Genomic DNA, 21,642 nt, shown 5'->3' on the forward strand with positions numbered 1-21,642 from the left:
GAAAAAAGATGTGACAATATCAAAGGGGAGTACAATAGAAGTGTCATACTAGAAAAGGTATGAAAAAAGCACTAACACATCACGTGTTAGTGCTTTTTTCGTCATGGATTAAATATGTGAACCATGACCACCTTGCATTACCCAGTATGTTCCGATAACTGTAATAAGTGTAATGATAATCGCGAAGATAACTTTTGCAAGTTGAACACGACCATCTTTACCTTCAGTTAAGTGCATGAACATTAAGAGTTGTAAAAACGCTTGGATGAATGCAAAACCGAAAATAATTGTTACTTTTGCTTGAAATGACAATGATGTATATAGAGTCACGAAAACAGCGAGTAAAGTTAAAATGATTGAGGCGATAAAGCCTATTGTATGTTTTACAATTGTATTCATCCGCTATACACCATCCCTATCATATACACTGCAGTGAAGATGAAAATCCACACAACGTCTAAGAAGTGCCAGTATAAACTTACAATAAATAATTTTGGTGCATTATATTTTGTAAGTCCACGAGTGGCAACTTGGATTAATAAACATATAATCCAGAAGATACCTACTGTAACGTGGGCACCGTGCGTTCCTAAAAGGATGAAGAAACTTGACCAATAAGATGCAAGTTGTGGTGTAGCACCTTCATGCACATAGTGACTAAATTCGAAAATCTCAAAGCCAACGAATCCCATCCCTAAAATAATTGTAATAATCATCCAAATTAATAACAATTGCTTGTTCTCTTTACGCATGTAGTAAATTGCAATACCACAAGTGTAAGAACTTGCTAAAAGTAGGAATGTCATGATTAATACAAGTGGTAATTCAAACAAATCCGTTGTTAACATACCACCGTAGCTACCGCCATGTTGGAGCGTTAACAATGTTGCGAAAAGTGTACCAAAAAGTGCGAATTCAGCTGTAAGGAAGATCCAGAAACCGAGTTTATTTAAATCGCCTTCATGTGTACGAGCATCAATAGTATTCACATTTTTATGACTCATGATTCATAGCCTCCCTTTCTTTTTGGCGAGCTTTTCTCAAGCGCGCTTCAGTTTCAGCTACTTCACTTGCAGGGATGTGGTAACCATGATCTTGTTGGAAACTTCTCCAAATCATTAAACCGAAGATACTAGCTAATGCTAGAATCGCAGGTAATAATGTTTCGAATACTAAGAAGAAACCACCGATGAAGAAACAGATACCCATCCAGAAACCGATGTGTGTATCGTTCGGCATGTGAATGTCGCTGTAATTGTGATTGTCAAGATAGTGTCTACCTTGTTTTTTCATTTCAACAAATGTATCAATGTCATCCCAATCAGGTGTAATCGCAAAGTTATATTTAGGCGGAATTGCAGATGCAGTAGACCACTCTAAACCACGACCTAAACCGTTCCAGTTATCACCAGTTGCTTCACGTGGTGCTTTGAGGTGACTGTAAACAATGTTACCTACAAAGATTAAGAACGCAATAGACATCATTGCAGCACCGATTGAAGAAATCACGTTTAATACGAACCAACCGTCTTCTGGCATGTAAGTGTATAAACGACGTGGCATACCATCAAGACCTAAAATGAATTGTGGTAAGAATGTCACGTTGAAACCAACCATGAAGATCCAGAAGAACCATTTGTTTGGTTTTTCGAATAATTTGTACCCCATAGCTTTTGGATACCAGAAGATCATAGCTGCGAAACATGCAAATACAACACCGGCAACAATTGTATAGTGGAAGTGTGCCACTAAGAAATATGTGTTGTGGTATTGGAAGTCTGCTGATGCCATCGCAAGCATAACCCCAGTAACCCCACCAATTGTAAAGTTAGGAATAAACGCTAATGCGAATAACATTGGCGATTCGAATGAAATACGTCCTTTGTGTAGTGTAAATAACCAGTTAAAGATTTTTACACCTGTTGGCACAGCAATCAACATTGTTGTGATTGAGAAGAATGAGTTAACTAATGCACCATTACCCATTGTATAGAAATGGTGAACCCAAACTAAGAAACTCAAGAATGCGATACCAGCTGTTGCCCACACCATGCTTTGGTGTCCAAATAAACGTTTACGTGCAAATGTTGGAATAATTTCTGAATAAATACCGAATGCTGGAAGGACAAGGATGTATACTTCAGGGTGCCCCCATACCCAGAAGAAGTTTGCCCATAACATCGGCATACCGCCATTAGCTACTGTGAAGAATGCAGTATCAAACACTCTGTCAACAGTCATTAATGCAAGTGCTACAGTTAACACAGGGAATGCCAAGATGATGATTAACATTGTAATAAATGTTGTCACAACGAACATTGGCATTTGCATAAATGTCATACTTGGTGATTTTAGACGGATGATTGTTACGAAGAAGTTCACACCCGTTGCTAAAGTACCAATACCTGAAATCTGGATGGCAATTAAGTAATAGTTGACACCAGGTCCAGGACTGAATTCACCGGCAAGTGGCGCATAGTTTGTCCAACCTGCAGCTGGTGAACCACCGACGATAAATGAAAGGTTAAATAAAAGCATACCCGCTACGAACAACCAAAAGCTAATGTTGTTCAGTACTGGGAAAGCAACGTCACGTGCACCGATTTGTAATGGGATAATGATGTTCATTAAACCAATTACAAGTGGCATTGCCATGAAGATAATCATGATGACACCGTGCGTTGAGAAAATTTCGTTATAGTGATTTGACTCTAAGAATGGGTTATCTGGTACAGTTAATTGAATACGTAATAGAATTGCATCAATACCACCACGTACGAACATTAATACAGCACAGATAAGGTACATCAAACCGATTTTTTTGTGGTCGACTGACATGAACCATTCCTTATATAAATATCCCCAGAGCTTAAAGTAAGTAATGGCAGCAATGACACCGATAACTAAGAAAGGTGCACTGATTTGAGCCAATGTAATCATCCAGTTACCTTTTACGATAAGCTCATTCCATGGAAAGTCCATCATTAATGTCCACCTCCACTTTTATGATCTTTGTGTGCCTCAGTGTCTTTGGCACCTTCATGCATTGATTCCATTTCGTCCATAGTATGTTTTTGCTCTTTTTTGAACGCGTTATCAAACGGTTGATCGTTCTTAAGAATTGCTGCTTTCATACCATGACGTTCATAGTTGGCATTCGTAATTTGTGCTTTACGAGCTGGCTTATTCGGTTCGCTTAAGACACCTTCTTTATCATCATAGAAGTTGTGGTCTTTTGGCGCATAGTTAAATCGATCATAAGCGTAGAAGATGTATTCTGGATCAGCTGCTGGATCAACAAATGCCATGTGAGTACCACTAAATGTTAATTCTTTGTTTTCTGTGATAGGAAGAAGTTGCTTATCAAATGTATCCTGGTCGAGTTGTTTCTTAGATTGTGCATCTTTAACCCAAGCATCATACTCTTTTTGGCTCACAGCTTCAACGTTAAATGTGTGACGTGAGAAACCTTCACCGTTGAAGTTTGAGTTACGGCCACGATATGTACCTTCTTCATGAGCTTCGTAAGTCCACTCCATAGTCATCGCAGTCATTGCGTATTTTTGACCACCTAGTTGTGGAACCCAGAAACTTGTCATTGTATCCATCGCTTGAAGTTTGAATGTCACTGGACGATCAGTTGGAATTTTAAGATGGTTAACCGTCTCAATTTTTTCATCCGGATAAGCGAAGAACCATTTGTATCCACCACTTACTGCATAAATGACGATAGGGTCATCTTCAGATTTAGGTGGCTCCTCATATTGATATAAGGCTTTAACAGTTGGAATCATCAATGCAATTAAGATAATTACAGGGATTAAGAACCAAACTGTTTCAAGAAGTGCGTTGTGATGCATCTTACCAGATTCGCGCGTATTATTATAGCGGTATTTATAAGTGAATATCGCGAATAAAATAAGTACAACAACAACAATGGCAACCATGAAGATGATTGAATAAATAATCAAAAATCTTTGGTCGCTGGCCATTGGCCCTTTTGCGTTTAAAACTTCTACATCAGAACAGCCCGCAAGCAAAAACAATGTTCCGAATGCAAGAAGCAAAGACTTTAATTTTGACACTTTTTTTGACCTCCTAATACTACAATTGTAGGGCTTACATTAATTTTAAAATAATATGTGATATTTACAAGTGGCTTTTTGAAAAAACAATCATTAAAAATTAGAGAAACCCTTGTTACTCTAGGTGTGGCGCCGTTTCTGAGATTTATTAAAATTATGTGTACATTTTGTGAAATATCACAATGTTTACTTATTAATGAAGAAAAAGGGGGAAAATAATAAAATTCACGTCTGTGAACAGAAATTTCTTATAGCTTAGACAGAGGGGATTTTGAATTAAAATTTAGGGAATTGACTAATAAAAGTTTGTGAAAAAAAGTGTAAAATAAAAGTGTAGGGTGCGATAGTATATAGAGCCTGATTATGGAATGGTGAGGTCTGCTCTATATACTATATGGGGTGATGATGAAATCCAACTTTGATACTTAGGATAAAACAATGGACAAGTGGAAGATTAAAAATGAAGAAACGTTATGCATTCATAGTCATTGAATTGTTAGCTACTCGTTAAGTGGGGCGTCTACAACTTTAATGGTACGTGATGACGTTTCGATAGCACCATCAGAATCAGTTACTTCATATTGTAATGTATAGATACCTTGTTTCGTTGTATCGATATGCCCATTGACCTTAATTTTATCAGTTAAGTCACCGTCTTCTTTATCGTATGCTTTGACACCATCACAAGGATTGTAGTCCTCGCCAACTTTGATGACTAAATCCTCTACACCTTTAATAGAGGGAACAGTATTCGTAGTTGCCTCTGCATTAAGATTAGGTGAAACGAGTGTCGCTGATACACCAAGTGCTGATAAAGATTGAAGTATTTTGTTCATAAAATAAGGCCCTCCATTCAACGCAATGATTTCGATGTCGTTTGATTAATTAGTATTATACATTTTTGAGCAAAATAAGCTATCCTACTATGGACCGAATTATGATTAAAAATTTGTAAGTTTATTGAATGATTTATAGAGTTGGTGTAAAGCCTGTTTATCAATAGCGTACGATATATCAATTCATATAAACTATAGAATGTAAACTTTAAACAGGAGTGATTATCAATGTTAACGCAAGAAGAAAAAGGGATTATTTTAGAAACAGTACCGGTATTAAAAGAAAAAGGCACAGAAATAACTTCTAATTTTTACAATCGTATGTTTAACCAACACCCTGAATTACGTAACATGTTTAATCAGACGAACCAGAAAAAAGGATTCCAATCTACCGCACTCGCGCAATCTGTATTGGCTGCTGCGATGAACATTGAAGATCTGACACCCATTTTGCCAGTAGTGAAAGAAATTGGCTATAAACATTGTGCGTTACAAGTATTACCAGAGCATTATCCTATCGTAGGAGAAAATTTACTTGCGGCGATTCAAGAGGTCGTAGGTATTGATGAAAATCACCCAATTATTCAAACTTGGACAAAAGCGTACGGCGTGATTGCAGACGCATTTATTATGGTTGAAAAAGAAATCTATGAAGGTATGGCTTGGGATGGTTTTAAACCATTTAAAATATCAAAAATCGAGACAGTGACACCTGATATTAAGGCATATACAGTCACTTCAGAAACACAAGATTTAAGTCAATTCACACCAGGGCAATATATTACAGTCGATATCGAAAGTGAAAGATTACCGTACAAAGCGAAAAGACACTATTCAATTGTTGATGGCGGTAAAGATTTCTTAACATTCGGCGTTAAACGTGACGTGAATGAAGGACATGAAGGTGAAGTATCGACGGCATTACATGATGAATTTCATGAAGGGGACACATTATACTTATCTGCGCCGGTGGGTGGCTTCAAAATCCATAATCCAGAGCGTCCTCAATTATTCATTGGTTCAGGTGTAGGGATTACGCCATTAATTTCAATGTATCGCCAAGTTGCGGGTGATGACGTATCTGCACAAATGATTCATGTTGCGGCAACTGAATCAGAAGCGGCATTTGTACCTGAGCTTGAGCGCATCACTGCATCTGGTAAAAATAATCATTTACACATTCATTTAAGAGATAGAGAAGGGTATTTGGAAGTAGAAGAATTAAAATCGTACCTTTCAGAGGATACAGAAGTTTACGTTTGTGGTGGTACGGCATTTTTACAATCGATGCTTAAATCATTACAAACATCAGGTGTGGAACAAGATCGCGTCCATTTCGAAACGTTTGTACCACGTTTAAGCGTACCTGTATAAAAAAGAGGAAGGAAGAGGCTGGGAAAACTTGTCCTAGCCTCTGTTCTTTATTTGAGCTTCGATTTATGTCCCAGCCCTTTCCTACTATTCAATACCGTGACGCATTTTTTCAGCGATTAACGTATTATTCAATACCATTGTGATTGTCATTGGACCCACACCACCAGGTACAGGCGTAATCGCACCAGCCACTTCTTTCACTTCATCGTATTCAACATCGCCTTTAAGCTTACCGTTTTCATCTGGTGTATTGCCGACATCAATGACAACAGCACCTGGCTTCACGTCATCTTTAGTCACCATTCCTGGACGACCTACAGCGCTGACAATAACATCAGCTTGTTTTAAATGTTCACTAATATTTTGACTGCGTGAGTGTAAAATTGTCACAGTTGCATTTTGTTGAAGTAATAATTTCGCAACAGGTTGTCCTACAATATGACTGCGACCGATGACCACTGCATTTTTTCCTTCAAGTTCAATATCAGCGTGTTTTAATAATTCCATCACGCCAAGGGGTGTACAAGGAATTAATTGTGCATTGTCTAAGTATAAGCGACCAATATTGATAGGATGAAAACCATCGACATCTTTATCTGGATTAATCGCATCAAGCACTTTTTGCTCATCTACATGATCAGGGAGTGGCACTTGAACTAAAATACCACTGACTGAATCGTCTTGGTTCAAACGATCTAACTCTTTTAAAACATCTGCTTCTGAAGTACTTTCCTCTAAATGAATCACTTCTGAAATCATACCGATTTTTTCAGCTGCTTTCTTTTTAGAACGGACATAACTTTGGCTCGCACCGTCATTCCCAACTAAAATAACCGAAAGTTTCGGTGTATAACCTTGTTCTTTCAATTTTTCTACTTCATCTTGTAAACCTTGACGATAATCTTTCGCAATTTGTTTGCCATCTAAAATCTTTGCACTCATAAAATATTAGCCTCCTCATGATAATTCGAACGTTAACGAATGATTGCAATTTGATTATAACAAAAACGAACCTAAATACGAAATATAGATGTTAAAAAAGTATTAAAGTTCGATTTTTGCGTTGAAAAAACAATTTAAGCTTGTTATGCTATACCTGTAATATACAACTATTAAGAATAGTATTTCAAACTTTTGAAAGGGTGTTCATTGTGAAAGTAGCAGTCATTATGGGGAGTTCTTCAGACTGGAATGTTATGAAGGAAGCATGTGTCATGTTAGAAGAATTTAATATTCCGTATGATCAAAAAGTAGTATCTGCACATCGTACGCCACATATGATGGTCGATTTTGCCACAAATGCGCGCAGTAATGGATATCATGCCATTATCGCAGGTGCAGGGGGAGCCGCGCATTTACCGGGAATGGTGGCCTCGATGACAACACTTCCCGTCATCGGTGTACCGATTGAGTCAAAAAGTTTAAAAGGGCTAGATTCTTTACTTTCAATTGTACAAATGCCAGGTGGGATACCCGTTGCGACGACAGCCATTGGTCAAGCAGGGGCGAAAAACGCGGGGATTTTAGCGGCAAGAATGATTGGGATGACCGATCAAGAAGTACAACGCAAACTCGAAGCATACGAACAATCGCTTGTTGAGAAAGTGGAGGCGATGCAAGATGACCTTCGATAAGTTGCAAATAGGCCAAACTGTTGGCATTATCGGCGGCGGTCAATTGGGAAAAATGATGGCACAATCCGCACAAAAAATGGGATTTAAAGTTGTCGTACTCGATCCTGTTGAGACGTGTCCTTGTCGTTACGTTGCACATGAATTTATACACGCAGCGTACGACGATATGCCAGCGTTAGAGCGATTAGGTGAACTATCAGACGTCATTACGTATGAATTTGAAAATATCGCAGCAGAACAGCTCCAAAAATTAGTTTCAAAATACAATGTGCCACAAAGTTATCAAGCGATTCAATTGTTGCAAGACCGTTTGACAGAAAAACAAACACTTGATCAAGTAGGAACGAAAGTGGTGCCATTTGTTCAAGTGACTTCTGAAGCGGATTTAGATGAAGCGGTGAAGACGTTAGGTTTTCCGTTTATGTTGAAAACACGTTTTGGTGGATATGATGGTAAAGGTCAAATTCGCCTCACTTCTGAAGCACAATTAGATGAAGCGCGTGAACTGATTGCCACCCAAGAATGTGTCGCGGAACAATTTTTAGACTTAGCAAAGGAAGTATCTTTAACTGTCACAATCGGTAATGAAGGTCAAATTGTGTATTTCCCATTACAAGAAAATGAACACCGGAACCAAGTATTATTTAAAACTGTTGTACCTGCACGGGCGAATCACGAACAAGAAGCACGTTGTGAAGTCGACAAAATCACGCAAGCAGTACATTTTGTAGGGACGTTTACAGTCGAATTTTTCATTGATCAGCAAAATGAATTGTATGTGAATGAAATTGCACCACGTCCACACAATTCAGGACATTATTCGATTGAGGCGTGTGATTATTCGCAATTTGATACCCATATTTTAGCTGTCACAGGACATCGTTTACCTGAACAAATCGAATTGTTAAAACCTGCAATCATGATGAATTTGTTGGGTAAAGATTTGGATTTGTTAGAGGATGAACTGTTTGCACATCCTGATTGGCACGTCCACCTCTACGGCAAAGATTCACGTAAACCTGAACGTAAGATGGGGCATTTAACAGTTTTAACTGATGATATTTCAAAGACTGAACAACAAATGGTCGTAAAATTTGAAGGGAGAGACGAATACAAATGAGTCTTTTATATGAAGGCAAAGCGAAACGTGTTTTTTCAACAGAACAACCGGATGTATTGAGAATTGAATATAAAGATGAAGTGACAGCTGGAAATGGTGCAAAGAAAGATGCAATGGTTGGGAAAGGACGCTTAAACAATCAAATTACATCACACATCTTTGAATACATTAAAAAAGAAGGTGTCGATAGTCATTTTGTTCAGCAACTGTCTGAAACAGAACAACTTGTTAAAGCAGTCGATATCGTTCCTTTAGAAGTCGTTGTACGTAACATTGCAGCTGGTTCAATTACGAAACGTCTAGGATTTGAAAAAGGACACGTTTTTGATTATCCGTTTGTAGAGTTTTTCTATAAAAATGACGACCTCAATGACCCACTCATTACAGATGATCATGTCAAGCTGTTAGGGATTGCGGATGATACAACGATTGCACAGTTGAAAGAACAAGCGTTACGCATTAACCAAGCATTGATTAAATTAATGGATGAAATGGGCTTAGCATTAGTTGATTTTAAAATTGAATTCGGCGTTGATCGTGAAGGTCAATTGTTGCTCGCTGATGAAATTTCTCCGGATACATGTCGTATTTGGGATAAAGCAACACAAGAAAACTTTGACAAAGATGTTTATAGAGAAGATACAGGATCTTTAATTGATACTTACCAAACTTTCTTAAATAAATTGGAGGCACTTTAATCATGAAAACAATCGAATTACACATCACTTTACAACCACAAGTTTTAGATACACAAGGTCAAGCGTTAACACGCGCTGTACACGACTTAGGTTATGAACAAGTCAACGATATCCGCGTCGGTAAAGTTTTATATATGACTGTAGATGAAGCAACTGACGAAGCGGTACACAATGTCGTGACAACTTTAAGTGAAAAGTTATTTGCGAATACTGTGATTGAAGAATATAGTTACAAAGTTTTGGATGAAAAGGAGAATCAATAATATGAAGTTCGCTGTCCTTAGATTCCCAGGTTCTAACTGCGACCGTGATATGTATAATGCAGCATTGAAATCAGGTGTCGATGCGGATTATGTAGATTACCGCGAAACGTCATTAAAAGGGTACGATGGCGTGCTGATTCCTGGTGGTTTCTCATTTGGTGACTACTTACGTTCAGGTGCGGTTGCAAGTGTGGCACCGATTATTACAGAAGTAAAAAGATTGGCTGATGAAGGGAAACCCGTTCTTGGCGTATGTAACGGATTTCAAATTTTAACGGAAATTGGGTTATTACCAGGTGCGTTATTACACAACGATTCACACTTGTTCGTCAGTCGAAATGAACACCTTAAAATTGTGAACAATCAAACGCCATTTACAAATCGCTATGCAGAGGGTGAAGAAGTGGTTTACCCAGTTGCACACGGTGAAGGTCATTATTATTGTACGGATGAAATTTATCAAGACTTGGTAAAAAACAATCAAATTATTTTGAAATATGTGGACAATCCAAATGGTTCACATGATGATATTGCTGGCATTGTGAATAAAGCAGGAAACGTTTGTGGCATGATGCCTCATCCAGAGCGTGCATTAGAAGCAATTCTTGGTACTGATAGTGGTGTGAAATTATTTGAATCTATGGTAAATAGTTGGAGGGAACAAAATGCCTAAATTTTTAGAGCCATCTGCGGAAGAAGTTAAATCAGAAAAATTGTATCGTGATATGGGGTTAAGTGATACAGAGTTCGAAAAAGTGACTGAAATTTTAGGTCGCACACCTAACTTTACTGAAACTGGTATTTTTTCAGTAATGTGGAGTGAGCACTGTTCTTATAAACACTCTAAGCCATTTTTAAAACAATTTCCGACAACTGGTGAACATGTATTAATGGGACCTGGCGAAGGCGCAGGTGTTGTGGATATTGGTGATAATCAAGCGGTTGTTTTCAAAGTTGAATCACACAACCATCCATCAGCAATAGAACCATATCAAGGCGCAGCAACAGGGGTTGGGGGCATTATTCGTGACATCGTATCTATCGGTGCACGCCCAATTAACTTATTGAACAGCTTACGTTTTGGTGAACTGACTGAAAAAACAAACCGTCGTTTATTACGAGGTGTCGTTGCAGGGATTGGCGGTTACGGTAACTGTATCGGTATTCCGACAACTGCTGGTGAAATAGAATTTGACGAACACTATGACGGTAACCCACTTGTCAATGCGATGTGTGTCGGTGTCATTGATCATGACATGATTCAAAAAGGAACTGCAAAAGGTGTAGGCAATTCTGTCATTTATGTTGGATTAAAAACAGGACGTGATGGGATTCACGGTGCGACATTTGCATCAGAAGAGTTAACTGAAGAAAGTGAAAGCAAACGTCCTTCTGTTCAAATCGGGGACCCATTTGTTGGTAAGAAGTTAATGGAAGCCACTTTAGAAGCGATCACTTATGACGAACTTGTCGGTATCCAAGATATGGGTGCTGCTGGTTTAACATCTTCATCATCTGAAATGGCAGCTAAAGGGGGTAGCGGGATTCATCTTGAACTCGAAAAAGTCCCAGTACGTGAAGAAGGTATTTCTCCATATGAAATGATGTTATCTGAAACGCAAGAACGTATGTTACTTGTCGTTAAAAAAGGAACAGAACAAAAGTTTTTAGACTTGTTTGATTATCATGAATTAGACAGTGCAGTCATTGGTAAAGTAACAGATACGAACCGCTTCGTCCTCACTTATGAAGGTGAAGTATTTGCAGACATTCCTGTTGAACCGCTCGCGGATGAAGCACCGGTATACATTCTTGAAGGCGAACCGTTACAACACGATGCAGCACCGAACCGTTATGACAATATTGACGTGAATGATGTTTTCGATCGTTTATTAACACATCCAACGATTGCATCAAAACATTATTTATATGACCAATACGATCAACAAGTAGGTGCGAATACGATGATTAAGCCAGGGTTACAAGCGTCTGTTGTCCGTGTAGAAGGTACAAACAAAGCGATTGCGTCTACAATTGATGGTGAGGCACGTTACGTCTTTAATGATCCATATGAAGGCGGCAAAATGGTCGTAGCTGAAGCATACCGTAACTTAATTGCTGTAGGCGCAAAACCTTTGGCGATGACGGACTGTTTAAACTATGGTTCACCTGAGAAAAAGCATATTTATCAACAATTGACAGACTCAACACGTGGCATGGCAGAAGCATGTGAAGCACTTGCAACACCTGTCGTATCTGGGAACGTTTCACTTTACAATGAAACACGTACATCTTCTATTTTCCCAACACCCGTTGTAGGGATGGTCGGCTTAATTGAAAACGTCGACTTCTTAAAATCATATCAACCGTCTGTAGGTGACACACTTTATGTCATCGGTAAAACGACAGATAGCTATGGTGGAAGTCAAATCGAAAAATTATTGTATAGCGATGTGAACCACGAAGTTGAAAAAGTCGATTTATCACAAGAAGCGGCGAAAGGTGAAGCAGTTCGTGCTGCGATTCGTGAAGGTGTGATCTCACATACACAAACTATCGGTAAAGGTGGTTTAGTGATGACGCTTGCTAAAATCAGCGCGCATTACAGCTTAGGTATTGATGCTGAAGTGAACTTAACGAATGCACAATTATTCAGTGAAACGCAAGGACGCTATATCGTTGCAGTGAAAGCAGGTCAAACATTAACCATCGAAGGCGCAACACGTATCGGTTCATTGACGGATACAGATGACTTTAAAGTCGTTGCACAAGACAGTGTGATTGAACGTCGTACATCTGAACTTAAACGTGAATGGGAAGGAGCTATTGAGTCATGTATGACATCCGTGGACTAAACGAAGAATGCGGTGTTTTCGGCATCTGGAACCATCCTCATGCAGCCTATTTGACTTACATGGCATTACACAGTTTGCAACATCGTGGTCAAGAAGGCGCAGGGATTGTGTGCTCGAACGGTGAACAACTTTTTGGTGCACGTGGTATGGGATTGTTAACTGAGGCAATTTCACAACAACAATTGGATTCATTACAAGGTTATCCGAACGCCATTGGTCATGTCCGTTATGCGACAACAGGTGCGAGCGAGATTTCTAACGTGCAACCGTTCTTGTTCAAACATTCTAAAGGGGACTTAGGTTTGGCACACAACGGAAACTTAACGAACGCACATCAAATTCGTTTAGCCATTGAATCAACAGGCGGCATTTTCCAAACAACGAGTGACTCAGAAGTACTCGCACATCTGTTGATCAAAGGAAAATCTGAAAATATTAAAACGAACCAAAAAGCAGCACTGAATCAAGTGAAAGGAGCATTCAGTTGTGTCATTTTAAATGAAGGGCAACTGACAGCTACACGTGACAATCGTGGCGTCCGTCCATTGATGTTAGGTCAAGTCGATGGTGCATATTGTGTTGCGAGTGAGACATGTGCCTTTACAGCGATTGGTGCAGAATACATCCGTGATATCGAACCAGGTGAATTGATTACATTTTCTGGTGAGAACGAGGTGGAGTATGACATGTATACACAAGACATCGGTTATAAAATGTGTTCAATGGAATATGTCTACTTTGCACGTCCGGATTCAGAATTCCACAGACACTCGATTTACAATGTACGTAAAGCACTTGGACGTAAATTAGCTGAAGAAATGGGCATCGATGCAGATATCGTGATCGGTGTTCCGGATTCTTCACTGCAAGCGGCGAAAGGCTTTTCTGAACAAACAGGTATTCCAAACGAACAAGGGTTGTTAAAGAACCGCTATATCGGCCGTACATTTATTACACCGGATCAGTCTGTGAGGGAAAGACAAGTCCGTATGAAGCATTCACCAATTCGTGATGTCATTGAAGGCAAGCGCGTTGTCGTAATTGATGACTCGATTGTACGCGGAACGACAAGTAAATATATCGTCAAAGCATTGAAGTCTGCAGGTGCGAAAGAAGTCCACATGGGTATTTCTTCTCCGCCATTACAAGATCCATGTTACTACGGTATTGACGTGTCTACCCATGCAGAATTGATGGCAGCCCAACATACTGTAGAAGAAATTCGTGAAATGATCGGCGCTGATACATTGACGTATTTATCTGTTGAAGGGATGCATGAAGTGTTTAAAGCCCACGATTCTAAAGGCGAATGTAACGCTTGTTTTACGGGCGACTATCCGATTGAAATTGTGGATCATGAACTACCAGAAGTTAAGGAAATGAAAAGAAGAGGAGTGTAATCAATGGCTGAATCATATAAAAAGGCTGGTGTCGATATCGAAGCTGGCTATGAAGCGGTAAAACGAATGTCAAGTCACGTTGAACGAACGATGCGTAAAGAAGTGCTTGGTGGCTTAGGAGGATTTGGTGCAACATTTGATTTATCACAACTCAATATGAAAGCACCCGTGCTCGTATCAGGAACAGATGGTGTCGGTACAAAGTTAAAGCTCGCTATCGACTATGACAAACATGACACAATCGGTATTGATGCCGTGGCAATGTGTGTGAATGACATTTTAACGACTGGGGCAGAACCACTTTACTTTTTAGACTATATTGCGACACATAAAGTCGTACCGGAAATTATCGAACAAATCGTTAAAGGCATTAGTGATGGTTGTGTAGAAACAAACACGGCTTTAATCGGTGGCGAAACAGCTGAAATGGGTGAAATGTACCATGAAGGTGAATACGATGTCGCTGGCTTTGCTGTCGGTGCAGTTGAAAAAGACGAGTATATTGACGGTTCAAAAGTAGAAATAGGAGACGTCATCATCGGTCTTGCTTCAAACGGCATCCATTCAAACGGTTACAGTTTAGTCCGTCGCCTTGTCGCAGAATCAGGTATTGATGTGAACGATACATTTGAAGGTGAGCAAAGCTTCTTGGACGTGCTATTGACACCAACTGCTTTATACGTGTCACCTGTGCTAGCGGTGAAAAAAGACATTCAAATTAAAGCGATGACACATATTACAGGTGGCGGTTTTTACGAAAATATTCCGAGAGCTTTACCAAAAGGCAAAACGGCTGTCGTGAACACAGCATCGTTCCCAACACCGTCTATTTTCAATTGGCTACAAGCACAAGGCAACATCAACACAGATGAAATGTACCATATCTTTAACATGGGGATTGGTTTTACGCTTGTCGTTGCACCTGAAGATGAAGCAGCTGTTCATGAAATCTTAAAAAATGCGAATGTGGACGCATATACAATCGGTCATATTGCTGAAGAAGACAGTGCCATTCGCTTAACGGAGGCAAAATAGTGGTTAAAATTGCAATCTTTGCATCTGGTTCCGGCACAAACTTCGATAATATTATGAAACGTGTCAAATCAGGTGAACTCGAGCATATTGAAGTCACAGCATTGTACACAGATCAACCTACAGCGGCATGTCGTCAGCTTGCACAACAACACGACATTCCTGTACATGCATTCGAACCACGTACTTTTGATGATAAAGTAGCTTATGAAACGGCAGTATTGAATGGGTTGCGTCACGAAGAAGTAGAGTGGATTGTATTAGCTGGTTATATGCGTTTAATCGGTGAAACATTGTTATCAGCATATGAAGGGCGCATTTTGAACATTCACCCTTCATTATTGCCAAAATATAAAGGTAAAAATGCAGTCGGACAAGCGTTAAACAGTGGGGATAAAGAAACGGGTTCAACAGTACATTACGTCGATGCAGGTATGGATACAGGTCAGATAATTGAACAACGCACATGCCCAATTTACGAAGACGATACACAACAATCATTAGAAGAACGTATTAAATCATTAGAGTATGAATTGTACCCAGCAGTCATTAAGAAGATTATTCGATAAGGAGATATCATCAATTATGAAAAAAGCGATTTTAAGTGTTTCAGACAAAACGGGTATTGTTCAATTTGCACAATCACTCGTTAAAGCAGGTTATGAATTGTATTCAACAGGCGGGACTTTCCGTGCAATTGACGAGGCAGGTGTGAAAGTGACATCGGTTTCTGAACTGACACAATTTGAAGAAATTATGGACGGTCGTGTGAAAACATTACATCCAGCTGTTCATGGCGGTATTTTAGCAGATCGTGATAAACCAGAACATCTTGAGCAATTAAAAGGTCAAAATATTGATTTAATCGATATGGTCGTTGTGAATTTATACCCATTTAAAGAAACGGTGAAAAACCCAGACGTCACTGAAATGGACGCGATTGAAAACATTGATATCGGTGGTCCAACAATGTTACGTGCAGCTGCGAAAAACTTCAAACATGTCACAACTATTGTTGACCCAACAGACTATGATGAAGTGATTCGACGTATTCAAAACGGTACTTTAGATGAAGCATTCCGCAAGTCATTAATGATTAAAGTGTTCCAACATACATTTGAATACGATCAAGCAATTACACAATTTTTTGGTCAACAACTCGAACAATTACGTTACGGTGAAAACCCACAACAATCTGCGCAGTTTATTCGTACGTCTACAGCGAAAAATACGGTTGCGGGCGCGACACAATTACACGGTAAACAACTGAGCTACAACAATATTAAAGATGCAGATGCGGCATTAAGTTTAGTGAAACAATTCGAGCAACCTGCAGCGGTCGCTGTGAAACATATGAATCCATGTGGTGTAGGTACAGGTGACCACATTCATGCAGCGTACACACATGCCTATGAAGCGGACAGCCAATCTATTTTCGGTGGTATCGTCGCATTAAACCGTCCAGTCACAGCTGAACTAGCAGAAGACTTACACGCGATTTTTTTAGAAGTCGTCATTGCACCAAAATTCGAACAAGCCGCTTTAGATATTTTACAACAGAAGAAAAATATTCGTTTACTAGAAATTGAAATGACTGAAGAAGTAGATGCAACAGAATTTGTATCGGTTTCAGGGGGGTATTTAGTTCAAGATAAAGACCGTTTTGATGTGGCACAAGCTGACATGAGAGTCGTGACAGATGTGGAACCGACGAAGGAACAATGGGAGGCATTGTTATTAGGTTGGAAAGTTGTGAAATCTGTTAAAAGTAATGCGATTGTCCTTGCGAATGACAAACAAACAGTCGGTATCGGTGCAGGCCAAATGAACCGTGTAGGCTCAGCTAAAATTGCGATTGATCGTGCGATTGAAATGAATGACAATGTTGTCTTAGCATCAGATGGCTTCTTCCCAATGGGCGACACGGTCGAAACGGCAGCACAAGCAGGCATTAAAGCAATCATTCAACCAGGTGGCTCGATTAAAGATCAAGAGTCTATTGACATGGCGAATCGCTATGGTATTGCTATGGTGACAACAGGCATGCGTCACTTTAAACATTAATGAGGAGGATGTCGAATATGCACGTATTAGTTGTCGGTGGCGGGGGACGTGAACACGTACTCGCACACAAATTAAATCAATCGTCATTAGTTTCACAAGTTTATGCGATTCCAGGCAATGCTGCAATGAGCAATGTTGCAGAGGTACATGGTGAAATTGCAGAATCAGATCATGAAGCAATCGTCGCATTTGCACAAGCACATGATGTGAAATGGGTCGTGATTGGACCTGAACAACCGTTGACAGAAGGCTTAGCTGATGCATTAAGAGCGGTACACATTAAAGTATTTGGTCCGAACCAAGATGCGGCTCAAATCGAAGGCTCAAAATCATTTGCGAAACGTCTCATGGCAAAATATAATATTCCAACTGCAGCATACCAAGAAATCGACCAAAAAGATGAGGCACTGGCGTATATTGAAACGTGTGAATTGCCGATTGTATTGAAAAAAGACGGACTCGCAGCAGGTAAAGGGGTCATCATTGCTGAAACACGCGAACAAGCACGAGAAGCAGTAGAAACATTATATCCGGAAGCGAACAGCAAAGTTGTATTCGAACAGTTTTTAGAAGGGGAAGAATTTTCACTCATGACATTTGTCAATGGCGATTATGCTGTCCCATTCGATACGATTGCCCAAGATCATAAGCGTGCGTACGATCAAGATAAAGGACCGAACACAGGCGGTATGGGTGCGTACTGTCCCGTGCCACATATGAATCAAAGTGTCCTAGATGAAGCGAATGACAAAATTGCGCAACCGATTGCCAAAGCGATGCAAGCAGAAGGGCACGATTTCTTCGGTTTATTATACATCGGTGCGATTTTAACGAAAGAAGGGCCGAAAGTCATTGAATTTAATGCACGTTTTGGTGATCCTGAAGCACAAGTGTTATTGACACGTTTAGAAAGTGATCTCATGGCACACATCATTGAATTAGATGAAAAAGCACCAATCAACATGAAGTGGAAAGCGGATGCGGTAGTTGGCGTCATGCTCGCTTCAAAAGGGTATCCAGGTGCATACGAAAAAGGCGCAACTGTAAAAGGTTTTGAAGATGAACCAGGTGCTTACTTTGTCAGTGGTTTAACACATGATGGTGAAAACTATGTGACATCAGGTGGACGTGTTATTTTAGCGATTGGCGAAGGTGCAACAATCGAAGCTGCACAACAAGCGGCCTATAAACGTGTCGAAAAAATAGAAAGTGACGGTTTATTCTATCGTCAAGACATTGCACACAAAGCGATTAAAGCAAATTAATATTGAAAGAACATTAAAAAGCGTAAAATCTTACTGGTGAAATCACCAAGGTTTTACGCTTTTTAGTTGAATATAAAAATCCCTTTATTGACTATCAAAAATCAATAAAGGGAAACGATTTCCTTTGCAGATGGAAATAAACGGGAAAGTTAAAAAGGAAATCTAGACCTGCCTTTTCACATCGTCGAGATCATGAAAACGCAAAATCTGAGTTCGGTTAGCGTGCATCAGTAATCCCAGTTATTGGTAACACTTGTGCGAATGTAAATGCTAATATGACGATGACCACAGTGAGAACAATTAGAATCAAGTCTTTATAACTAAAAGGGACATGATAATAATAAGTCCGTGGTCCATCTTTAAATCCTTTTTTCTCCATAGCTACTGATAGGCGATGCGCTTTTCTAATGTTTTGACTGAGCAATGGAATTAATAAATGTTTCAGACGTTTGAAGCCTGAATAGTTGCGGTTATCAATCATTTGATAGCGCATTTTTAAGGCGTTGCGTAGTTGGAAAAGTGATTCTAACATGATTGGAATCATACGAAATGCCGCCATAAAAGCATAAGCAATTTTCGGTTTCACTTTTAAATGCTGCATCAAGCTGTAAAAAATCATGATGACTTGTGACGTAAAGGCAATAGACAATCCAAAATAACTCACAGTCATCGTCCGGAATGAGAGATGGAGCCCACGCACAAGACTTTCCGTCGTGATGTTAACGAAGCCGAATTTTAATAACTCATGTTGCCCATCACCGTAAAATATCATGAATAATGAGGAGGTGAGGGCGAAAAATGTTGCGAGTAATGTGAACGTCAAGACGACTTTCCACTGTGTCCCTGCAACGAGTAACATAAAAATGAGCATCAATGTCGCAAGATAAATCATCACGTCAAAATGATGAACGAAAATAATGAAGAAGAAGAGTGAGACGCCTAACAATAATTTGGTTACGATATTCACATCATCCATGAACGTGTGACGTGTTTTCCAAGATTCAATCATGTGCGCACCTCCTCGACTTCATAGAGTTTGCCATCTTTGACTTCTATCCGACGAGTAGGGTAACGTTCAATAATATGTGCATCGTGCGTGACCATTAAAATCGTCTGACCTTGCGCAATTCGACTTTGGAACAATTCAATTAATTTAAACGTGTTATGACTGTCTAAGCCAAATGTCGGTTCATCTAATAAAATCATATCTGCATTGGTACTTAATGCGGTAGCGACACTCAGTCGACGCTTTTGACCCATAGATAATTCAAATGGGTGTTGACTCGACACATGCTCCAAATCAAGCAACGCTAACATTTCCGCAGTTTTCGCTTTCGCATGCTCAGGATCCATATGATGATAATTGACCCATATTTCATCAAACACACTATTTTGTATAAATTGCAGTTCAGGATTTTGATACACTAAAAACATATGTTGCGCTGCATCTTTAATTTTAGTTAATTTCTGCCCGGCGTAACGCATGTTCCCCTTATAACGTATCAATTGCATCATCGACTCTAACAGCGATGTCTTACCTGAACCATTTTTCCCTGTTAGTGTAATCCATTCTCCTGGTCCAATTTGTAATGCGTCCACTTCATATAATGTACGACGGACCCTTTGTATAGCGCCTTGTTCGAATGAAAAATGAAAATTTTGAGCAGTAGATTGGACGGGATGTTGGGGCATAGGTGCATGCGACCACGCTTTTGGATGCCACACGCCATATTCACTTAATAATGCTTCGTAATGCGACATAATATATTCAGGCGTGCCTTGTTGCACAATGTGGCCATGATGATTCATCAGTATGACACGATCGACATGTTGCCAAATATGTTCCACCTTATGTTCGACAATCAGTACGGTCTTGTCCTCCCACAAATCCTTCAGTAGATTCCATAAATTTTCTGTCGCTTCTACATCTAACATCGCAGTCGGTTCGTCAAGAAACAATGTATCTGCGCCCTGGAGTAACGTTCCCGCAATCGCTAATTTTTGTTTCATGCCGCCACTCAATTGATGAATACGTTGCTTCGGATTCACATCCAGACCGACATAGTTTAAAGCTTCATGAATACGGCCGTCCATATCGTGACGCGGAATTTGTTGGTTTTCTAATATAAATGCCAATTCTTCATTTACTTGTGGCATACAAAACTGCGAATCTGGGTCTTGGAAAATGACACCCGAATTTTCAGCGATTTCTAATGTATCATATTTCATTGGTAAATCAATTAAGTTCGGCACAATGCCACTTAACACATTGAGTAACGTACTTTTACCTGAACCAGATGGCCCAAGTAAAAGCACTTTTTCTTTGTCTTTGATTTCTACGTCAATCCCGTCAAAAATTTTATAATCTGCACTCGGGTATTTTAAACGTAAATTTTTAACTTTTAACACAGTAAGTCACCCTTATAATGCATCGTAATCGTCTTTTGAAGCAGGACGAAACAGTTTCGTTACACCAGTTTGATCCAATGCCTTAACGAGTAAGTATGGGAAAACACCGGCTAATACAGCACCACTGATAATACGAAAAGCAATCAGTAGAACTAAGTTCCAAGTCGCGACTTCATTTAAGTAACCATAGTACCAGTCGATAGGTAAGCTAATGATTGCAGCTGCCATACCTGCAAGCACAGCTACCATAAAAGCACGTGATTTGTAGCGGAAAATCGCAAAAATAATCTCACACGCCAAACCTTGGAGTAAAGCGTAAATAATTGTAGGGATATCAAAACGTCCCATTAAAATGGTTTCACCAGCACCTGCAGCAAATTCAGCTAACAATGCAATACCCATTTTAGGAATAATGAGATATGCAACGACTGCAGCGCTAAACCACATACCATACATCAATTGATCAAGATGTAAACCTAATGGCTGTAAAGTATTCGTGACAGCCCACCATAAATTATAAATCACTGCAAATATCACTGATACGAGTACAGTGACGAGGATGTCTGACAACGTTAAGCCTTTTTTCATATCTAAACTCCTCCCAAAA

21 protein-coding genes are annotated in these 21,642 nt (G+C 39.5%); 12 read left to right on the forward strand and 9 right to left on the reverse strand.

Translation table 11 applies throughout. The features are described from left to right. Positions 1 to 108: 108 nt before the first annotated feature. The 5 genes from qoxD to GZH82_RS03840 form a co-directional block, all read right to left on the reverse strand. Positions 109 to 399 (reverse strand): cytochrome aa3 quinol oxidase subunit IV, encoded by a 291-nt coding sequence (gene qoxD, locus GZH82_RS03820; protein WP_014614288.1) that lies wholly within the window; start codon positions 397 to 399, stop codon positions 109 to 111. Beyond that, entirely contained in the window at positions 396 to 1,004 is a 609-nt protein-coding gene (qoxC, locus tag GZH82_RS03825; protein ID WP_162681387.1) for a cytochrome aa3 quinol oxidase subunit III, read from the reverse strand. Before qoxC ends, qoxD begins: the two co-directional genes overlap by 4 nt. After that, positions 994 to 2,982 carry a cytochrome aa3 quinol oxidase subunit I gene (gene qoxB, locus GZH82_RS03830; protein ID WP_162682991.1) on the reverse strand — a complete coding sequence of 663 codons (1,989 nt, stop codon included), beginning with the start codon at positions 2,980 to 2,982 and terminating at the stop codon, positions 994 to 996. Before qoxB ends, qoxC begins: the two co-directional genes overlap by 11 nt. A 2-nt stretch (positions 2,983 to 2,984) precedes the next feature. Then, positions 2,985 to 4,085, reverse strand: a complete 1,101-nt coding sequence (gene qoxA / locus GZH82_RS03835; RefSeq protein WP_162681388.1) for a cytochrome aa3 quinol oxidase subunit II — start codon at positions 4,083 to 4,085, stop codon at positions 2,985 to 2,987. Positions 4,086 to 4,585: 500 nt separating this feature from the next. After that, entirely contained in the window at positions 4,586 to 4,921 is a 336-nt protein-coding gene (locus GZH82_RS03840) for a DUF5011 domain-containing protein (RefSeq protein ID WP_019165608.1), read from the reverse strand. 228 nt (positions 4,922 to 5,149) lie between these two features. On the opposite strand from GZH82_RS03840, the gene GZH82_RS03845 reads away from it, so the two are divergent. Then, a complete protein-coding gene (locus GZH82_RS03845; protein WP_162681389.1) occupies positions 5,150 to 6,295 on the forward strand; it encodes a globin domain-containing protein in 1,146 nt (381 codons plus the stop codon). A gap of 84 nt (positions 6,296 to 6,379) precedes the next feature. Here the strand turns inward: GZH82_RS03845 and folD are convergent, their stop codons facing one another. Further along, the gene (gene folD / locus GZH82_RS03850; protein WP_162681390.1) at positions 6,380 to 7,237 is read right to left on the reverse strand and encodes a bifunctional methylenetetrahydrofolate dehydrogenase/methenyltetrahydrofolate cyclohydrolase FolD; all 858 of its coding nucleotides are present in this window, start codon (positions 7,235 to 7,237) and stop codon (positions 6,380 to 6,382) included. A gap of 209 nt (positions 7,238 to 7,446) precedes the next feature. Here folD and purE point away from each other — a divergent pair, with 209 nt between their 5' ends. The 11 genes from purE to purD are packed head-to-tail and all read left to right on the forward strand — an operon-like array spanning position 7,447 to position 18,626. Further along, positions 7,447 to 7,929, forward strand: coding sequence for a 5-(carboxyamino)imidazole ribonucleotide mutase (purE, locus tag GZH82_RS03855; RefSeq protein WP_162681391.1), 483 nt, complete (start codon positions 7,447 to 7,449; stop codon positions 7,927 to 7,929). Next, a complete protein-coding gene (gene purK / locus GZH82_RS03860; protein WP_162681392.1) occupies positions 7,916 to 9,049 on the forward strand; it encodes a 5-(carboxyamino)imidazole ribonucleotide synthase in 1,134 nt (377 codons plus the stop codon). Before purE ends, purK begins: the two co-directional genes overlap by 14 nt. Beyond that, the gene (purC, locus tag GZH82_RS03865) at positions 9,046 to 9,747 is read left to right on the forward strand and encodes a phosphoribosylaminoimidazolesuccinocarboxamide synthase (RefSeq protein WP_162681393.1); all 702 of its coding nucleotides are present in this window, start codon (positions 9,046 to 9,048) and stop codon (positions 9,745 to 9,747) included. Before purK ends, purC begins: the two co-directional genes overlap by 4 nt. A 2-nt stretch (positions 9,748 to 9,749) precedes the next feature. After that, positions 9,750 to 10,010, forward strand: a complete 261-nt coding sequence (gene purS, locus GZH82_RS03870) for a phosphoribosylformylglycinamidine synthase subunit PurS (protein ID WP_014614277.1) — start codon at positions 9,750 to 9,752, stop codon at positions 10,008 to 10,010. 1 nt (position 10,011) lies between these two features. Continuing rightward, a complete protein-coding gene (gene purQ, locus GZH82_RS03875; RefSeq protein ID WP_162681394.1) occupies positions 10,012 to 10,683 on the forward strand; it encodes a phosphoribosylformylglycinamidine synthase I in 672 nt (223 codons plus the stop codon). Beyond that, positions 10,676 to 12,865 carry a phosphoribosylformylglycinamidine synthase subunit PurL gene (purL, locus tag GZH82_RS03880; RefSeq protein ID WP_162681395.1) on the forward strand — a complete coding sequence of 730 codons (2,190 nt, stop codon included), beginning with the start codon at positions 10,676 to 10,678 and terminating at the stop codon, positions 12,863 to 12,865. Before purQ ends, purL begins: the two co-directional genes overlap by 8 nt. Continuing rightward, on the forward strand, positions 12,844 to 14,265 hold the full coding sequence (gene purF / locus GZH82_RS03885; RefSeq protein ID WP_162681396.1) for an amidophosphoribosyltransferase: 1,422 nt from the start codon (positions 12,844 to 12,846) through the stop codon (positions 14,263 to 14,265). The genes purL and purF overlap by 22 nt, the downstream gene beginning before the upstream one ends. Before the next feature lie 3 nt (positions 14,266 to 14,268). After that, the gene (gene purM / locus GZH82_RS03890; protein ID WP_162681397.1) at positions 14,269 to 15,300 is read left to right on the forward strand and encodes a phosphoribosylformylglycinamidine cyclo-ligase; all 1,032 of its coding nucleotides are present in this window, start codon (positions 14,269 to 14,271) and stop codon (positions 15,298 to 15,300) included. Beyond that, the gene (purN, locus tag GZH82_RS03895; protein ID WP_162681398.1) at positions 15,300 to 15,866 is read left to right on the forward strand and encodes a phosphoribosylglycinamide formyltransferase; all 567 of its coding nucleotides are present in this window, start codon (positions 15,300 to 15,302) and stop codon (positions 15,864 to 15,866) included. Before purM ends, purN begins: the two co-directional genes overlap by 1 nt. A gap of 16 nt (positions 15,867 to 15,882) precedes the next feature. Further along, positions 15,883 to 17,361, forward strand: a complete 1,479-nt coding sequence (purH, locus tag GZH82_RS03900) for a bifunctional phosphoribosylaminoimidazolecarboxamide formyltransferase/IMP cyclohydrolase (RefSeq protein WP_162681399.1) — start codon at positions 15,883 to 15,885, stop codon at positions 17,359 to 17,361. A gap of 17 nt (positions 17,362 to 17,378) precedes the next feature. Continuing rightward, the gene (gene purD / locus GZH82_RS03905) at positions 17,379 to 18,626 is read left to right on the forward strand and encodes a phosphoribosylamine--glycine ligase (protein WP_162681400.1); all 1,248 of its coding nucleotides are present in this window, start codon (positions 17,379 to 17,381) and stop codon (positions 18,624 to 18,626) included. 217 nt (positions 18,627 to 18,843) lie between these two features. Here purD and GZH82_RS03910 read toward each other — a convergent pair whose 3' ends face one another. The 3 genes from GZH82_RS03910 to GZH82_RS03920 are packed head-to-tail and all read right to left on the reverse strand — an operon-like array spanning position 18,844 to position 21,623. Continuing rightward, positions 18,844 to 19,635 (reverse strand): energy-coupling factor transporter transmembrane component T family protein, encoded by a 792-nt coding sequence (locus GZH82_RS03910; protein WP_162681401.1) that lies wholly within the window; start codon positions 19,633 to 19,635, stop codon positions 18,844 to 18,846. Then, entirely contained in the window at positions 19,632 to 21,035 is a 1,404-nt protein-coding gene (locus tag GZH82_RS03915) for an ABC transporter ATP-binding protein (protein WP_162681402.1), read from the reverse strand. Before GZH82_RS03915 ends, GZH82_RS03910 begins: the two co-directional genes overlap by 4 nt. A gap of 12 nt (positions 21,036 to 21,047) precedes the next feature. Beyond that, on the reverse strand, positions 21,048 to 21,623 hold the full coding sequence (locus GZH82_RS03920; RefSeq protein ID WP_162681403.1) for an ECF transporter S component: 576 nt from the start codon (positions 21,621 to 21,623) through the stop codon (positions 21,048 to 21,050). Positions 21,624 to 21,642 lie beyond the last annotated feature (19 nt).

It is taken from the genome of Staphylococcus sp. MI 10-1553 (genome assembly GCF_010365305.1).
Classification (GTDB): Bacteria; Bacillota; Bacilli; order Staphylococcales; family Staphylococcaceae; genus Staphylococcus.

Coding starts and splice junctions, on each gene's coding strand:
- purF (WP_162681396.1), top strand. CDS start 12,844: ATGTATGACATCCGTGGACTAAACGAAGAATGCGGTGTTTTCGGCATC.
- GZH82_RS03845 (WP_162681389.1), top strand. CDS start 5,150: ATGTTAACGCAAGAAGAAAAAGGGATTATTTTAGAAACAGTACCGGTA.
- qoxB (WP_162682991.1), bottom strand. CDS start 2,982: ATGGACTTTCCATGGAATGAGCTTATCGTAAAAGGTAACTGGATGATT.
- purQ (WP_162681394.1), top strand. CDS start 10,012: ATGAAGTTCGCTGTCCTTAGATTCCCAGGTTCTAACTGCGACCGTGAT.
- folD (WP_162681390.1), bottom strand. CDS start 7,237: ATGAGTGCAAAGATTTTAGATGGCAAACAAATTGCGAAAGATTATCGT.
- GZH82_RS03920 (WP_162681403.1), bottom strand. CDS start 21,623: ATGAAAAAAGGCTTAACGTTGTCAGACATCCTCGTCACTGTACTCGTA.
- purD (WP_162681400.1), top strand. CDS start 17,379: ATGCACGTATTAGTTGTCGGTGGCGGGGGACGTGAACACGTACTCGCA.
- purH (WP_162681399.1), top strand. CDS start 15,883: ATGAAAAAAGCGATTTTAAGTGTTTCAGACAAAACGGGTATTGTTCAA.
- purM (WP_162681397.1), top strand. CDS start 14,269: ATGGCTGAATCATATAAAAAGGCTGGTGTCGATATCGAAGCTGGCTAT.
- qoxD (WP_014614288.1), bottom strand. CDS start 399: ATGAATACAATTGTAAAACATACAATAGGCTTTATCGCCTCAATCATT.
- GZH82_RS03840 (WP_019165608.1), bottom strand. CDS start 4,921: ATGAACAAAATACTTCAATCTTTATCAGCACTTGGTGTATCAGCGACA.
- purC (WP_162681393.1), top strand. CDS start 9,046: ATGAGTCTTTTATATGAAGGCAAAGCGAAACGTGTTTTTTCAACAGAA.
- GZH82_RS03910 (WP_162681401.1), bottom strand. CDS start 19,635: ATGATTGAATCTTGGAAAACACGTCACACGTTCATGGATGATGTGAAT.
- qoxC (WP_162681387.1), bottom strand. CDS start 1,004: ATGAGTCATAAAAATGTGAATACTATTGATGCTCGTACACATGAAGGC.
- purL (WP_162681395.1), top strand. CDS start 10,676: ATGCCTAAATTTTTAGAGCCATCTGCGGAAGAAGTTAAATCAGAAAAA.
- purS (WP_014614277.1), top strand. CDS start 9,750: ATGAAAACAATCGAATTACACATCACTTTACAACCACAAGTTTTAGAT.
- purK (WP_162681392.1), top strand. CDS start 7,916: ATGACCTTCGATAAGTTGCAAATAGGCCAAACTGTTGGCATTATCGGC.